The following is a 15,932-nucleotide window of genomic DNA, read 5'->3' as shown; positions in this document are numbered from 1 at the left end:
TGTAAACACGTCCCTTTTTGATCTTCCTTAAATTCGCTTTCACGATACATGTTGATTTTTGGTCAACCTATATCAGGGAAGGACACAACGCTAATGGCTAAAGGCTAATAGCCAACGGCTATTTATACTCATCCTCCCGATAGGGAGAACTATCTTCGTCGCCATTGACCAAGCTAAGGTAACTACGATAGCGTGAATAGGCAATTTCACCGGCTTCTACTGCGGCTTTAACAGCGCATTTTGGCTCGTCCTGATGCAGACAGTTATTGAACTTGCATTCGTGCTTGAGATCGAACATTTCGGGGAAATAATCGGTGATCTCGTACTTGTCCATGTCGACCACTCCAAAGCCCTTGATTCCGGGTGTATCGATGATGTATCCTCCGTCGGCCAAACGGAACATCTCGGCGAAGGTCGTCGTGTGCTGACCTACTTCAAAAGCCCCGGATATCTCCGTAGTCTTGAGGTCGAGGTTGGGATCCACCTGATTGATCAGGGTGCTCTTACCTACCCCGCTATTCCCCGAGACCAAGCTCACGCAATCGTGCAGTAAGTCTTTCAAGTCCTTTATTCCGCGTCCTTTGGTTGCTACCGTACCGAGTACCTCGTAGCCGATATTCTCATACAGGGCCATCAGATATGCCAGCTCCTCCACTTCCTCATCGTTGAGAAGATCGATCTTATTAAACACGATCACAGCCGGAATATCATACGCTTCGGCGGTCACCAGAAAACGGTCGATAAAGGCGGTGTAGGTCTTCGGGTAGTTCAAAGTGGCCACCAACAATGCCTGATCGATGTTCGCAGCTAGGATATGCGTGCGCTTCGACAAATTCACGCTTTTGCGCACGATGTAGTTCGAGCGGTCGTAAATGGCGCCAATGACCCCTGTATCAAGGCCTTCTTCGAGCTCTACATCGACCCGGTCGCCTACCGCTACCGGATTCGTACTCTTGATGCCCTGGGTGCGGAATTTACCCTTGATGCGCGCCTCCAGCGACTCCCCGTTTTCGAGGTCCACTGAGTACCAACTCCCCGTACTTTTGGTCACACGTCCTTTCATGGCGGCAAGTTAGTTATATTTGACCCTATGAGCATAGAGGTGAAGGAAGTCAGCAAGATATACGGCGATCAAAAAGCGCTCGACCAAGTCTCATTTTCGATCGATACCGGCGAGATCGTCGGATTTCTCGGCCCCAATGGTGCGGGTAAGTCGACCATGATGAAGATCTTGACCTGCTACCTGCCCCAAACGGCCGGAAAAGTAAAGGTCAATGGCTTCGATGTCGAAGAAGAATCGATGAAAGTCCGCGAGCAAGTCGGCTACCTACCCGAGCACAATCCCCTCTACCTCGATATGTACGTGCGTGAGTTTTTGACTTTCGTGGCCGGGCTTTCCGGGGCGCCGACCCTGCGGGTCGATGAGATGATCGAGCGCACGGGTCTTACCCCCGAAAAACACAAGAAGATCGAGGCCCTGTCAAAAGGGTATCGGCAACGGGTCGGACTCGCGGCCGCCTTGCTGCACGATTCAAAGGTGTTGATCTTGGATGAGCCCACGACCGGCCTCGACCCCAACCAAATCGTCGAGATCCGCGACCTTATCAAGGCCATCGCCAAAGACAAAACGATCATGCTCTCGACCCACATCATGCAGGAAGTGGAAGCCATTTGCGATCGGGTGATCATCATCAATAAAGGGCGCATCGTAGCCGACAAACCGACCGAGGAACTCTCAAAGCTCACCTCGAACCGACAAGTAGTCAAGGTGGAATTTGAAGATAAGGTCGATACAGCGGCATTGAAAATACTCCCCGGGGCCGACTCGGTCCGAGAACTCAAAAAGAACACCTACTCGGTCGAATCGGCCAGCGGAAAGGACCTCCGCAAGGCCCTCTTCCGGTTCGCCGTTGAACAGGATACGACGATCCTCGAGATCGCTCAGGAGAGCAAGTCGTTGGAACGCGTATTTCAAGAGTTGACGAAGTAACGGGAGTTGCGCATCCGGCCGCAGGCCGATATTCGAATGCTTAATTAGGGTAGCACTATTCAAATCACCTAAAACACTGATAGAGCAACGCGCCACTCATAGCACTTATAGCACTGATCCCACTTCTTGCTCGCAGCGCCACTTACATCACTCATATCACTGTACTACCACCGGTTTCGTCACTTGAACGCCCGGACCAGAGATCTCGATCAGATAGGAGGCTTTGGGCAGATTGCGAACATCGATTTGGAAGCCCGAATCGCTCGAATCGCCTTGCGTTACAACTTGACCATTCAGTGCATACAGCGTCCAGTGAATGGGAATCGGCGCATCTATGGACACGTTGAGATAGTTCGAAGTTGGATTTGGGTAAATGCCAACATGCACTTCGGCTTCGTCCAGACCTATTGAACTCGTACAAGCGAAATCTTGCTGCTCAAACCATTGGGCAACCGCATCCGACTGGTTTCGCATGGTTCCCAAACTTGCCATTCGACCGCCGGAAAAAGCCCTGGAATAGCCGTACATGAGGTCGAATTGGAGTTCGTCTCCAGGGTTGAGTGTCATGGGGCCAACACTGCCCAAAACCCTTCGTTCCGAAGGTATATTGCCAGCGGTAGCTTCAGACCAGTCGACTCCAGGATAATTCGGGTCGGTAACTGAAGGGTATAGAAAAGTAGTCGGAGTACCCGGACCACCGGTAGGCGCGTGACCGTTGGTTTGATTGAACACCATTTGCGTTCCGTCGTTCCACTTCCCGTGTAGACTGTAATAATACTCGAAAGCGTTAGAAGGCACTCCATTAGCATCATGCAGGAAACTCGAATATGACATGAACCCGAATAATCCGAGCGTTTCGGAAGGTTCGTCGACTATACTGTCGTGATCATTATCGATGCCATCGTTTATTGCCGCCAAAGGGCCTTTGAGGATTCGAACACCTTGAGCGGGCGGATTTAAACCGTATCCACCTTGGCCATCGAATTCATCACCATTATAGGCGTAAAAAAGATTGCGCTCCACATCACAGCCGACGTAGTCGTCGGTGTAGTCACCCAAATCAAAATCGATGAATTGCCCGGCGTACACATCCGTGAGTTGCATTTGTCCTTTATATATAAATCTTGTATGGTTAAAAACGACTGAGTCGAGCTCAGGCACACCCGGATATCCGTTAAAGGCGTAAAGCATGGTGTGCACCTCAACGTTGGCTGGAAATATCGAGTGAAAATCATCGCTATAAATGGCGTATACGGCCATATCGCCACGAATGCAAGGGAAATCCCCTTGGGTTGGCTCGTAAATGCCATTACCGTTCACGTCGAAATAAGGAGCTAGTTGAGCCGATTCACCAATAGATACGTCGCCATTGCCCGGCCAGGTCAGAATATCTATAGGAATGCTGTAATTTGGATCGGGAAAATGCATTTGGTGATCGATTATTTGACTCCGCGAGACCTTCCAAACTTTATCCGTGGCCGGCATGGTCGTATCCAAATCATTGGCAGGTCCCGCTCTGTAAGGGTCTTGAATTTGGCGATAGGTCTCAGCTGAAATATGCAGACTACCCTTGTCGTCTAAGCCGCCGATCCACCATTCGCCCGCGAACAAGGTCTTTTATCCCGTTCCTCGGGGTACTTCGTGCAAACTTCCGGCATAATCCCAGAAGTGGCCCCCGTCGGCATTAATACCCATCTTCACGACATTGGTATCTACACTTTTAAAATTCTGGGCATGGGCACAGCTGAATAGCCACACCATGGATAGGAGTATCAATCGTTTCATAGTAGTACTGATCTTTTGACCCAAGCTAGTAAGATCAACTGCTCCTGTAAAATTCAAATCACCGATAAAATCACACATCCGGCCGTAGGCCGAAAAATTAGTACTTAGTGTTGAGGTCTTAGTTGGAAAGCAACTAGTCTCCAGTTCATGGCGTTTTGCTAAGCGTAAAAATCTCATTTCGCGCAGCGAGGTCCCATTTACCCGAGGCAAACCCGATCCGCAGGACCTCATCGCGATCTAGCTGCTACAAAAAAGAAACCCCAAGATCGCTCTTGGGGCTCAACAGTGGTATGCCGGGCACCTCATAGGGTTGTAGTTCGCTGATCTTTCGTTCTGGTGTTCGAAAAAGAAGCCAGAAATGCGAAGTAGCCCGGATAGGGAATGCGCACAAGCGCCCGAAAAATAAATCCTTCTAAGTTCATAGTACTGATTTTTAAGTTATTAACCCAGCATCAAGGTATCAGTACTGATTAGGAATAACAAGTGGAGTTGGCCGTATAAATCACAGGTTTGGTTCTCTTTGCGAACCTATTTTGGAGCGACCAAAGTGAATTCGCTACGCGAGTATATTTCGGCTGTATCGAAGTGTATTCGCCTGCAGCGAGTAAACGAAATATAACTCCGTTAGGAACTAACTGGTGCGCAGCACCAATTCACTTGAGCACGGCTCAAATAAACTCGGCCAAGGGTCGAATGAACTTGCGCTTTGCGCAAATTAGAATACTTCTTTCGCGATCCTTCGAATATTATCCGGTCGACCCATCGTGTAAAAATGCAGTACAGGAGCGCCGCGCTCAACGAGCTCCTTACATTGCTCTACCGCCCATTCAATACCTACTTCCCGAACAGCGGCATTATCCTTGGCCTTAAGCGCGGCATCGGCCAGATCTTCCGGTATATCGATATGAAAGCGCTGGGGCAACAAGCTCAACTGCCGCGCTGTAGCCAACGGCTTCAATCCTGGAATAATGGGCACCTCAATACCCTCAGCCCGGCATTGATCCACAAAATCGAAGTACTTCTGGTTGTCGAAGAACATTTGCGTCACAATGAACTCAGCCCCCAAATCCACCTTTTTCTTCAGCCACTTAAGGTCGTTCTTCATGTTCGGCGCTTCAAAGTGCTTTTCAGGATAACCGGCCACCCCTGCACAAAAATTCGTTGGCTGCGCATTCTTCAACTCCTCTTCCAAGTACCTCCCCTGATTCATGTCGATCACCTGTGCCAACAACTCCGTGGCATACTGGTGCCCCCCGTCCTCTGCCTTGAAATAGGTCTCGGTCTTGATCGGATCTCCGCGCAACACCAATACGTTATCGATACCCAAAAAATGCAGATCGATCAAGGCGTTTTCGGTCTCCTCCTGATTAAACCCTCCGCAGATCAAATGCGGTACGGCATCCACGTTGTACTTGTTCTGAATGGCGGCGCAAATAGCCACCGTTCCTGGCCTTTTTCGCGTAACTCGCCGCTCTAACAATCCATTCCCGCGGTCCCGGTAAACGAACTCCTCGCGGTGGTACGTCACATCGATAAAGGGCGGGTCGAACTCCATCAGCGGATCAATTGCTCCAAAGATGCTGTCGATGGTCTCGCCCTTCAACGGCGGCAGTATCTCAAACGAAAAAAGGGTGCCCTTAATCTGGGCGATATGTTCGGTAATCTTCATCTCAATATCCCAAATTTGAACTTAAATAACGCTCTGCCAGATCTACAGGCACCCCGCGGCACCGTGCGTAATCCGCAACCTGGTCTTCTTTAATGCGGCCGAGGCCAAAATACTTCGATTGAGGATGTGCAAAGTAGTACCCGCTCACACTCGCTGCGGGGTACATGGCCAAATTCTCGGTCAAGGTTACCCCTACCCGCTCCGTGGCATCGAGCAAGCGAAACAAGGCCTTTTTCTCCTGGTGGTCCGGACACGCCGGATAACCGGGAGCCGGCCTGATTCCCTGATATTTTTCTCGAATCAAATCCTCATTATCCAATTGCTCGTCCCCGGCATATCCCCACAGATCGCGACGCACCTTCTCGTGCATCAATTCCGCAAAAGCTTCCGCCAATCGGTCCGCCAAGGCCTTCACCATAATGGCGTGGTAATCGTCGTGATCGGCCTCGTATTGCTCCAAAACGGCCTCAATGCCATGTCCGGCCGTCACCACAAATCCACCAACCCAGTCCTCAAGTCCGCTTTCCTTCGGCGCCACAAAATCGGCTAGTGCCAAATTTGGCTGACCTTTCGCTTTCTCCGTCTGCTGTCGCAGCGTAACCAATATTTCCTGCGCCTCGCGGCGCGATGCATCCCTGTACACCTCGATGTCGTCTCCAACGGACTGCGCTGGCCACAATCCCACTGCCGCACGGGCTTTCAGTCGCTTGTTTACGATCAGGTCTTCGAGCAGTTCCTTCGCCTCTTCATACAGCTTACTCGCTTCCACGCCAACGACCTCATCGTCTAATATGGCCGGAAACTTACCGTACAACTCCCAAGTCTGAAAGAAAGGTGTCCAGTCGATGTATTGCGCTATTTCGCGCAAATCGTAATCGTCGAAGTAATGCACGCCCGGCTTTCTCGGCTCGTAAACATCCTCCGCTTTCCAGTCGATAGCCAATTTGTTCGCTCTAGCTTGGTCTAAATTCACGTAGCGCTTCTCACGGTTTCGCTTCCAGTAGCCTTCGCGCAGTCGAGTGTATTCTTCCGTGAGCTCGCTCCAATAAGCCTCCTTGGCTTCTTTGTTCAACAGTTTTCCGGCCACGTTCACCGCCTTCGATGCATCGAGCACATGTACTACAGGTTCTTCGCGCTCGGGAACAATTTTGACCGCCGTATGGGCGCGGCTGGTGGTAGCCCCACCAATCAACAGCGGCTGCTTTAAACCGCGTCGCTTTAATTCCTTGGCCACATATACCATTTCATCGAGCGAGGGGGTTATCAGGCCGCTGAGGCCTACAATATCAACCTCGTGCTTTACTGCTTCGTCTAATATTTTCTCGGGAGCCACCATAACCCCCAAATCGATGACCTCAAAATTGTTGCAGGCCAACACCACGCTCACGATGTTTTTACCGATGTCGTGCACGTCGCCTTTCACCGTCGCCAAAAGGATCTTGCCGGCTTTGCGGCCCGCCGTTTCCTTCTCGGCTTCCAAGTAGGGCAATAAATAAGCCACAGCTTTTTTCATCACCCGCGCGCTCTTGACCACCTGCGGTAAAAACATCTTGCCGGAACCGAACAAGTCACCCACCACATTCATTCCGGCCATAAGCGGCCCTTCGATCACTTGCAATGGCTTATCCAAGGCTTGTCGAGCCTCTTCAACGTCCTCTTCAATGAACTCCACAATTCCTTTGACCAACGCGTGCTCCAGACGCTCGTTAAAATCGCCCTCGCGCCAACGGAGATCTTTCTCGGCTTTCGCTTGGGTGGTACCGCGGTACTTCTCTGCCAAATCGAGCAAACGCTCGGTAGCATCGTCGCGGCGATCGAGCAGCACATCTTCCACGTGCTCCAGGAGTTCGGGATCGATTTCGTCGTAGACTTTCAACATGGTCGGATTCACGATCCCCATGTTCATGCCGTGCTTGATACCGTAGTACAGGAAAGCACTGTGCATAGCTTCGCGTACTGCGGTGTTTCCTCTAAAGCTGAAACTCACATTACTCACTCCGCCGCTCACCTGAGCTCCGGGCAAATGCTCACGGATCCACTTAGCGGCTCTAAAGAAGTCGATGGCGTTTTTACGGTGCTCGTCCATCCCCGTAGCTACGGGAAAAATATTCGGATCAAAAATGATGTCTTGTGGAGCAAAATGCACCTCGTCGACCAAAATTCGATACGCTCGTTCACAAATGGCTATGCGGCGTTCGAAGGTATCGGCCTGACCTTCCTCATCGAAGGCCATGACCACCACGGCCGCGCCGTACATCTTTACTTGTCGGGCCTGTTCTTTAAACTCATCCACTCCGCCTTTCAACGAGATCGAGTTCACTACCGACTTACCCTGCACGCATTGGAGTCCGGCCTCGATAACCTCCCATTTGGAGCTGTCGATCATAATGGGCACCCGCGCAATGTCGGGTTCGGCGGCGATCAGATTCAAGAACTTTTTCATGGCCTCGGCTCCGTCGATCAGGCCTTCGTCCATGTTGACATCGAGAATCTGCGCTCCTCCTTCGACCTGGTCGCGCGCTACTTCTAGGGCCTCATCGTAAAGATCTTCTTTAATCAGTCGAAGAAATTTCCGCGATCCGGTGACGTTGGTGCGCTCACCTATATTGACGAAGTTGCTGTCGGGCCGCACCGTCAGCGGCTCGAGTCCGCTCAGTTGTAGGTACTGGCTCATACGGCAGTAGCTTTAGCGTGGTAAGGACGTGGATGGTAACGAGCCGCTGTTTCGGCGATCACTTTAATGTGATCCGGCGTAGTTCCGCAACAGCCGCCAATAACGTTGACGAGGTTGAGCTTCAAGTACTCTTCGACCAGTTTGCCCATTTGTTCGGGGCTTTGATCGTAATCGCCGAACGCATTGGGCAAACCCGCATTCGGATATACGCTCACCCGGAAAGGGCTTATACGCCCCAAGGTCTGCACATAGGGAAAGAGCTGTTCGGCCCCCAGGGCGCAATTGAATCCGATCGAAAACAGATCCACATGACTCATGCTCACCAAAAAGGCCTCGGGGGTTTGCCCACTCAAGGTGCGGCCCGAAGCGTCGGTGATCGTTCCCGATACCATCACCGGAACCCGCTCGCCCCGGCGCTCGAACTCTTGTTCAATGGCGAACAACGCCGCCTTGGCATTCAGCGTATCGAAAACCGTCTCGACCAACAATACGTCGCCTCCGCCGTCGAGCAGTCCCCGCGCCTGTTCGGCATATTGATCGCGCAACTCATCAAACGTCATGGCCCGGTAGCCCGGATCGTTCACATCGGGCGACAAGCTCAAAGTCTTGTTCGTCGGGCCCATGGCCCCGGCTACGAATCGCGGTTTATCAGTGAATTTAGCACAGGCCTCTTTGGCCAGTTCAGCCGAGCGCTTGTTGATCTCGTAGGTAAACTCTTCAGTGCCGTAATCGCTTTGGGCCACCCGGGTGCCCGAAAAGGTGTTTGTCTCGAGTATGTCGGCTCCGGCCGCCAGGTACTCTTCATGAATACCGCGAATAATGTCGGGTTGAGTGAGCGAAAGCAAGTCATTGTTTCCCTTTAGATCACTGGACCACTGGGCAAAACGCTCACCGCGGTATTCCGCTTCGCCGAGTTTGTGGCGCTGGATCATAGTGCCCATAGCTCCATCGAGTACGAGTATGCGCTCACGCGAAATATCTTCTATCAAATGACTCATTGGCCTCTTGTTTTAGAGGCTTATCGAGAAAGTAAGAAGGGATGGGGTGAAGTGTTTGTGAAGTACTTCGCTCATCTCTCTCCTTAATCGGAGCGGGAATTAGCACCCGGCTTTTCCGGGTTGCCAAGACGTCGACGGGCCCTACCCTCGGTCTTTCTTGATAAGCAAGAGCAAAGTAAAGGTCGGGGAGTTGAAATTCCAAGAAAAAGTGAATTTTCGTTGAAAGTTAATTTCGCGCTAAGCGCGAAGTGCATTTTCTCGTGGAGAAAGAAAATCATTGTTCCAAACGACTTATTAACCACGTTTTGTGGCAAAGTAACTCGCGTAGCGAATCAACTTGCGAAGCAAACATACTCGCCAGGCGAATTAACTATGTAATAAGTGAAAAGTCTTTATATTTGCCGCCAACATCATCAGTGGAAGGATTTGTCTGATTGCAACCACGCTAAAAAATGCTAAAACAGGATTTTCCTAGCATTTATCGGACACCCCCTCCACTGCCAACGCAAAAAGAGCAGAGGAATATGTCTTATTATTTTACTTCAGAATCCGTGTCCGAAGGGCACCCCGATAAAGTCGCCGATCAAATTAGCGACGCCATTCTCGATCATTTTTTGGCCTTCGATGCCCAATCCAAAGTAGCATGCGAAACTCTCGTGACCACGGGTCAAGTCGTTCTGGCAGGTGAGATCAAATCGCAAACCTATTTAGACGTTCAGCAGATCACTCGCGACGTCATCAACCGCATAGGCTACACCAAAAGCGCTTATATGTTCGAGGGCAATAGCTGTGGAATCTTCAGCGCATTGCACGAGCAAAGCTCAGACATCAACCAAGGGGTAGACCGCGGATCCATCGAAGAGCAAGGAGCCGGCGACCAAGGTATGATGTTCGGTTACGCGACCAACGAAACCGAGAACTTGATGCCGTTGGCGCTCGACCTCAGCCACCTCATTTTACAGGAGCTTGCCGCCTTGCGGCGCGAAGGGGATGCTATTCCTTATTTACGCCCCGACGCCAAGAGCCAAGTGACCATTGAGTACAACGATGAGCACCAGCCGGTGCGCATTAAAGACATCGTGGTGAGCACCCAGCACGACGATTTCGATGAAGAAAAGGCCATGCTCGCCAAGATCAAAGAAGATATCGTCAACATCCTGATCCCTCGCGTAAAAGCTAAGTGCAGCGCACCGATCCAGAAGCTGTTTACCGACGATATCACCTATCATATTAATCCGACCGGAAAGTTCGTCATCGGCGGACCCCACGGCGATACAGGCCTTACCGGTCGTAAGATCATCGTGGACACTTACGGAGGAAAAGGAGCCCACGGTGGTGGAGCTTTTAGTGGAAAGGACCCCAGTAAAGTAGACCGCTCGGCGGCTTACGCCACGCGCCACATCGCTAAGAACTTGGTGGCGGCCGGAGTCGCCGATCATATCTTGGTTCAAGTAAGCTACGCGATTGGCGTAGTAAAACCCATGGGTGTTTTTGTCGACACCTACGGCACAGCAAATGTGGATATTAACGATGGAGAAATCGCGGCGAAGGTGAGTGAACTGTTCGATTTACGTCCGGGATTCATCGAAAAGAACCTCAAATTGCGTCAACCCATGTACGGCGAAACAGCCGCATACGGACATATGGGCCGAACAAACGAGGTGGTGAAAAAGACCTTCGCTCGCCCCGACGGAAATGGCGTAGAGGTCATTGAGCGCGATGTAGAGCTTTTCACCTGGGAAAAACTCGATCGCGTCGACGACATCAAAGCCGCGTTCGGACTGTAAAACGGGCGATCGTACTTATGCATCGCGCCGTAGGCGCAAAACCCCTACCTTTGCGGCATGGCAGAGAAACTCGTAGCTGTGATCGGTAGACCCAATGTGGGTAAATCGACGTTTTTTAACCGCATGACTCAGCAGCGGCAAGCAATCGTGGATTCCATTTCGGGGGTCACGCGCGATCGGCATTACGGAAAATCAGATTGGAACGGGCGTTCGTTTTCGCTCGTGGATACCGGCGGATACATTACCGGCTCAGACGATCGTTTTGAAGCCGAGATACGTCGCCAAGTACTGATAGCCATCGACGAAGCGGACATCATTCTGTTTATGGTGGATGTGCAGGCGGGCGTTACAGATATGGATCAAGACGTGGCGGCCTTGCTGCGCCGCACCGATAAGCCGGTATTTTTGGTCGTCAATAAAGTCGATACGCCGATTCACGCCGCGGACGCCACCGAATTCTACGCGCTGGGACTGGGCGAGTACTTCACCTTGAGCTCCATCAACGGAAGCGGCACCGGGGAACTCCTGGATGCTGTGGTTGAGCACATCCCGCGACCCGAAGAAGAGGTCGAAGACGAAGATGCTCTGCTCCGATTTAGCATTGTTGGGCGCCCCAACGTGGGGAAGAGTTCTCTCTTGAACGCCCTCATGGGCGAGGATCGGAACATTGTGACCGACATCGCCGGAACTACGCGCGATAGCCTGAACACGCATTATAACCAGTTCGGATTGGAATTCGAGTTGGTCGATACGGCCGGAATCCGAAAGAAAGGAAAAGTACACGAAGACCTCGAGTTTTATTCGGTCATGCGGGCTATTAGAGCCATTGAATACAGCGATGTTATTTTGGTAGTGATCGATGCTACCCGGGGGTTTGAGTCTCAGGATCTGAATATTTTCCACTTGGCCGAGCGCAACAAGAAAGGAGTAGTGATCTTGGTGAACAAGTGGGACCTGGTCGAAAAAGAAACCAATACCACCAAACAGTACGAAAAGGCCATACGCGAGCGCATTGCACCGTTTACCGATGTGCCTATTGTGTTCATTTCGGCCATTACCAAGCAGCGGATCTTCAAAGCCATTGAGACGGCTATGGCAGTGTATGAGCGTCGCAAACAACGCATCAGTACCAGCAAGCTTAACGAATTGTTTTTACCGATCATCAAGGAAAACCCGCCCCCTTCGACCAAAGGAAAGTTCATTAAGATCAAGTACATCACCCAGCTGCCGACGAATACCCCTCAATTCGCCTTCTTCGCGAATTTACCGCAGTACATTAAGGATCCGTATCGTCGATTCTTGGAAAATCGATTCCGGGAGATGTTTGATTTTTCAGGCGTACCAATCACGATTTATTTCCGGAAAAAGTAAAGAAGGGGTATCAGTGGCCCCCGGCGGGGCGATAAGTGGTATCAGTGATATCAGTGGCACCTGACGGTGCAATAAGTGGTATAAGTGACTTGCCTTCATGAAGGACGCCGCTTATAAAGCTAATAGCGCAGTGCCACTTATGAAACTGATAACAAAACGATCACGACTTGTATCCAAACCGCTTCAGATCTCGATCACTATCCCTCCAGTCCTTGGCGACCTTCACGAATAGTTCGAGATGAATGTGTTTTTGGAAGAAATCTTGCAGCTCCTTCCGGGCGTTGGTTCCCACCTTTTTGATCATTTTGCCCCGGTGGCCAATGATGATGCCTTTTTGTGTTTCGCGAGCGACCATAATAATGGCCCTAATGCGGATGATGCGCTCTTCCTCCTTGAACTCCTCCACTTCGATCTCCACCGAATAAGGCACTTCCTTTTTGTAGTTCAGTAGGATTTGCTTGCGCACAGCCTCTTCCACGAAAAAGCGCTCCGATTTGTCGGTGAGCGCGTCTTTGTCGAAATACGGGGGCGATTCGGGCAGTAGCTCCACGATCCGATTCAACAGCGGTTCCACCCCAAAATTTTCGAGTGCGGAAATGGGAATGACTTCGGCGCGCGGAAACTGTTCTTTCCAGTACGCGGCATACTCTTCGAGCCGCTGAGGCTCCGTTGTATCAATTTTGTTGATCACCAACAACAGCGGGATATCGTTCTTTTTGAGGCGTTCGAACAGGGCTTCATCTTTCAGTCGCTTTTCGCCCGGCTCCACCATGTAGATCAAAACATCGGCGTCCTGAAAGGCCGATTTCACGAAGTCCATCATGCTCTCTTGGAGCTTGTATGCGGGCACAATGACCCCGGGGGTGTCGCTGAACACGATCTGATAATCGGGCTGGTTCACGATCCCCAAAATACGGTGGCGCGTGGTCTGCGCTTTGTTGGTAATGATCGACAATCGCTCGCCCACCAAGGCGTTCATCAGGGTCGATTTCCCCACGTTAGGGTTCCCGATGATGTTGACGAATCCTGCTTTATGTGGTGTTTCACTCATTGACGGCCATTCGGAAGGGCACGTTCAGCGCCCGGTTGATCTCGCGCCACAAGGTACGCATTTGCACGGCCTCTTCCGGGGAATACGTGTCTTTGAGGTAGACGCAGAAAAAATGCAGTCGGTAGGTCTGGTTATCGACCCGTTCCACCGAAAATCGCGCCTCCATAAGCTCGGGTAATCGCCAGTTGTACCCCGGAAAGGTCAAGGGCACCATGTCACGACCGAACTGCAGATAAACATCGTTTTGCTCAATTCCGGCATACGGCAAATGCAGCGGGTACACGCGTTTTACCGGCCCGCTATACACTTGCTCGGCTTGCAATAGTGCCTGCGGCACGATGGACAACGTGTCGCCCCGCCAGTTCACTTGGGTGGCCGTTCGCGGATACTGCCACTCGGTGCTGAAAGCTTCGTCCTTGGAGTTAAAATCGACCATCATCGGACGCTCATCCAAATTGGGCCATTTATCGCGCCGGGTGGTGTATCGCCTGGTCGTGGGACGCTCGGTGTTCACACCCTTTTGCCGGAGTTCGGACCAATAGGCCGATGCCGCGCCAGTCCATTGTTCGCGCACCGGAAAGGTCACTTCGGTCTCGTACCCCCGTAAGTTCACGATCGCACTTTTATGAATCTTGCTCCTCTCGATCGGAAAGCCGGGTAATTCTTCGATCGTTACCGTTTCCAAGGGAGCCTCAATAAAAACGGCACGGGTCGAAAGCAGATCGCCGGGAATCTCATCGAACGCGTACTTACCCTCCCACTGCATGGGAACCAGAAAATGGCGTTCGCCGGTCTGCGTATCGGTAAATTCAAAGAAGGCATGGCTGATCTGGTCCAAGCTGATGACATTTGAATCCAGCGTTCCGCGCGACTTCTCTTTGGCCAACACAAGCCGATACGGAATGTCGAACCGCCGGATCAAGTCGTCGTAAAAGATGTACAGCGCATCGGGGTGGATTCGACCCGAGTTAATGTCGTTCCCAATATTGATGCCCCGTGGGTACTTCGTTAAGGTCAGGTGTTTGTTGAAGTATTCGTGTACGGCTTCGATGCGCGCCGTGACCTGATCGGGCGGAATCCCCCTCCAAAGATCCTGCAAAAAGCCCTCGAGCTGTTTGTCGTACCGCGCATTCACATCGAGCTGTAATCGATCCAGTTGCCGTAAAAAGATCCACCAAGCTAAGGGCCAACCGTATTCGTCTTGGAACGTTGGGCCGAACGCCTGTTCCACATGCGGTAAATAGCGGGCCGGACTAAAATGATCCTCTCTAATTCGAGCCGGCAAATCGGTCATGCGCCATAAGTACTCCTGTCTAAAGAACTCCTCTTTTTGCCGCGCCTCGGGAGCCCCTTGGTGCGTTGTATATCGGAAAGGGTCGTACTCGGGATGAGTCAACACATAGGTACTGCGCACCGTAGGCAGGTAGTCGTCGAAATACATGTGCTGCGGCAGCGGATGCCCTTGATAGCGCCAAAAAAGCTCCAGCTGATCGCCTGATTCCACGGTCGGAACCTCAAAAATGATAAACTGGTCCGGCGAAAAACCCGATACCGTTTTCTCAATACGCTTGTTTTTAAAAAACTTGGCATCGATATCGGCTACCCGACCATCGGGCTTGGTGAGCCGGGCATCGAGCCGATCGAGGGTGGTATTGGGCACGTAAGGAATAAAGAAATATCGGTACTGCTCGGCCCCTTCGTTCTTCTGAAACTTGATCTTGTAGTAGATCTCGTACTCCTTTCCACTGAATCGATTCCGCGCTTCGTACCGCTGATAGCGCACCACGCGCTCCAGAATCACCGCCGGCTCATCGGCCCATTTTTCCGGCACAAAGATGTTGTGCGAATCGACGGGCCACACGATGTCTTTGTACTTGATGCGGTCCTGTGCCCGTGAGGGCAGCGAAAGCAACAGCGACAGCGACAGAATGAGGTGGCTTCGATACATGGAGTTAAAATAGCAAAAGGACGCCAATAGTTTTTGTGCCTACGGCACGATGCGGAGTTCCGTCGGAACTTTCGGGAATTCACTTGGCGTTGAACTATAAGAGGAATAGCCCAAATACCCTTCAATAAAATGTGCAGGTGGTGCTCGGATTCGCCGAGGAATGTTATTTGACTATACGGTGTGATGTGCATTCCTGGGGATTGCTAAGAGTTGCCGGTTCAATGACATGATTACAAGTGCTTTTCTAATGAATCTGGAGGGCCTACCGGTGGATCTTGAATCGTATAGTTCAGACCATATGGGTAGTCAAGAAGAACCCGAAGAGACCAAGATGCCGGGTAGAATGTGAAGTAAACCAAACATGGATCTCGTATGACGAAAACCTATAAACCATTCAAGATAAAGATGAACACATACATACTCATATAGTTGACACAACCATATTAGATTCCGTAAATTACTTCTATTGCTTATATGAACGTGACTGGTATGCACGCTGGAGAGACTTAGGAAGCCATACTGACGCTCTCAGTTCTGATAACTTTGTAATGACCGGTAAACGGACAAAAGGTGATCATGTCTGTTCGACTTCAGCAATAAGTGAACTTTTTAGGGCATAAAGTTAAGAGAGAGGTTTTAATAAATTTATAACCTCTAAA

Annotated in this window: 11 protein-coding genes and 1 riboswitch; of the genes, 3 read left to right on the top strand and 8 right to left on the bottom strand. The window is 51.1% G+C overall.

Translation table 11 applies throughout. The annotated features are described in order from the left end of the window. Positions 1–118 precede the first annotated feature (118 nt). On the bottom strand, positions 119–1,063 hold the full coding sequence (rsgA, locus tag J4F31_09340; GenBank protein ID MCE2496760.1) for a ribosome small subunit-dependent GTPase A: 945 nt from the start codon (positions 1,061–1,063) through the stop codon (positions 119–121). A gap of 27 nt (positions 1,064–1,090) precedes the next feature. Between rsgA and gldA the strand changes: the two genes are divergently transcribed. Beyond that, positions 1,091–1,990 carry a gliding motility-associated ABC transporter ATP-binding subunit GldA gene (gene gldA / locus J4F31_09335; protein ID MCE2496759.1) on the top strand — a complete coding sequence of 300 codons (900 nt, stop codon included), beginning with the start codon at positions 1,091–1,093 and terminating at the stop codon, positions 1,988–1,990. A gap of 156 nt (positions 1,991–2,146) precedes the next feature. Here the strand turns inward: gldA and J4F31_09330 are convergent, their stop codons facing one another. The 5 genes from J4F31_09330 to J4F31_09310 form a co-directional block, all read right to left on the bottom strand. Then, positions 2,147–3,601, bottom strand: a complete 1,455-nt coding sequence (locus J4F31_09330; protein ID MCE2496758.1) for a T9SS type A sorting domain-containing protein — start codon at positions 3,599–3,601, stop codon at positions 2,147–2,149. 6 nt (positions 3,602–3,607) lie between these two features. Next, positions 3,608–3,775, bottom strand: a complete 168-nt coding sequence (locus J4F31_09325; GenBank protein MCE2496757.1) for a hypothetical protein — start codon at positions 3,773–3,775, stop codon at positions 3,608–3,610. 715 nt (positions 3,776–4,490) lie between these two features. Then, positions 4,491–5,444, bottom strand: a complete 954-nt coding sequence (gene metF / locus J4F31_09320) for a methylenetetrahydrofolate reductase [NAD(P)H] (GenBank protein MCE2496756.1) — start codon at positions 5,442–5,444, stop codon at positions 4,491–4,493. A gap of 1 nt (position 5,445) precedes the next feature. Then, positions 5,446–8,118: a methionine synthase gene (metH, locus tag J4F31_09315; protein MCE2496755.1), complete on the bottom strand. Its 2,673-nt coding sequence runs from the start codon at positions 8,116–8,118 to the stop codon at positions 5,446–5,448. Then, positions 8,115–9,116 carry a homocysteine S-methyltransferase family protein gene (locus J4F31_09310; GenBank protein MCE2496754.1) on the bottom strand — a complete coding sequence of 334 codons (1,002 nt, stop codon included), beginning with the start codon at positions 9,114–9,116 and terminating at the stop codon, positions 8,115–8,117. The genes metH and J4F31_09310 overlap by 4 nt, the downstream gene beginning before the upstream one ends. Positions 9,117–9,184: 68 nt before the next feature. After that, a riboswitch (SAM riboswitch) is annotated at positions 9,185–9,283 on the bottom strand. 357 nt (positions 9,284–9,640) lie between these two features. Between J4F31_09310 and metK the strand changes: the two genes are divergently transcribed. Beyond that, positions 9,641–10,903, top strand: a complete 1,263-nt coding sequence (gene metK / locus J4F31_09305; GenBank protein MCE2496753.1) for a methionine adenosyltransferase — start codon at positions 9,641–9,643, stop codon at positions 10,901–10,903. A 57-nt stretch (positions 10,904–10,960) separates the two neighbouring features. Continuing rightward, a complete protein-coding gene (gene der / locus J4F31_09300) occupies positions 10,961–12,274 on the top strand; it encodes a ribosome biogenesis GTPase Der (protein MCE2496752.1) in 1,314 nt (437 codons plus the stop codon). Positions 12,275–12,434: 160 nt separating this feature from the next. On the opposite strand, the gene era is transcribed toward der, so the two are convergent. Together era and J4F31_09290 are read right to left on the bottom strand one after the other, a co-directional pair. After that, positions 12,435–13,325, bottom strand: a complete 891-nt coding sequence (era, locus tag J4F31_09295; GenBank protein ID MCE2496751.1) for a GTPase Era — start codon at positions 13,323–13,325, stop codon at positions 12,435–12,437. Beyond that, positions 13,318–15,273 carry a DUF3857 domain-containing protein gene (locus J4F31_09290; protein ID MCE2496750.1) on the bottom strand — a complete coding sequence of 652 codons (1,956 nt, stop codon included), beginning with the start codon at positions 15,271–15,273 and terminating at the stop codon, positions 13,318–13,320. The genes era and J4F31_09290 overlap by 8 nt, the downstream gene beginning before the upstream one ends. Between the last annotated feature and the right edge of the window lie 659 nt (positions 15,274–15,932).

The sequence above is a fragment of the Flavobacteriales bacterium genome (assembly GCA_021296215.1).
GTDB lineage: Bacteria > Bacteroidota > Bacteroidia > Flavobacteriales > ECT2AJA-044 > ECT2AJA-044.
This window is presented reverse-complemented; position numbering and strand designations above follow the sequence as displayed.

Bases quoted from the DNA above. Each gene is read 5' to 3' on its own strand.
- rsgA (MCE2496760.1), bottom strand. From the start codon at position 1,063: ATGAAAGGACGTGTGACCAAAAGTACGGGGAGTTGGTACTCAGTGGAC.
- gldA (MCE2496759.1), top strand. From the start codon at position 1,091: ATGAGCATAGAGGTGAAGGAAGTCAGCAAGATATACGGCGATCAAAAA.
- metK (MCE2496753.1), top strand. From the start codon at position 9,641: ATGTCTTATTATTTTACTTCAGAATCCGTGTCCGAAGGGCACCCCGAT.
- der (MCE2496752.1), top strand. From the start codon at position 10,961: ATGGCAGAGAAACTCGTAGCTGTGATCGGTAGACCCAATGTGGGTAAA.
- J4F31_09290 (MCE2496750.1), bottom strand. From the start codon at position 15,273: ATGTATCGAAGCCACCTCATTCTGTCGCTGTCGCTGTTGCTTTCGCTG.
- J4F31_09325 (MCE2496757.1), bottom strand. From the start codon at position 3,775: ATGAAACGATTGATACTCCTATCCATGGTGTGGCTATTCAGCTGTGCC.
- metH (MCE2496755.1), bottom strand. From the start codon at position 8,118: ATGAGCCAGTACCTACAACTGAGCGGACTCGAGCCGCTGACGGTGCGG.
- era (MCE2496751.1), bottom strand. From the start codon at position 13,325: ATGAGTGAAACACCACATAAAGCAGGATTCGTCAACATCATCGGGAAC.
- J4F31_09310 (MCE2496754.1), bottom strand. From the start codon at position 9,116: ATGAGTCATTTGATAGAAGATATTTCGCGTGAGCGCATACTCGTACTC.
- metF (MCE2496756.1), bottom strand. From the start codon at position 5,444: ATGAAGATTACCGAACATATCGCCCAGATTAAGGGCACCCTTTTTTCG.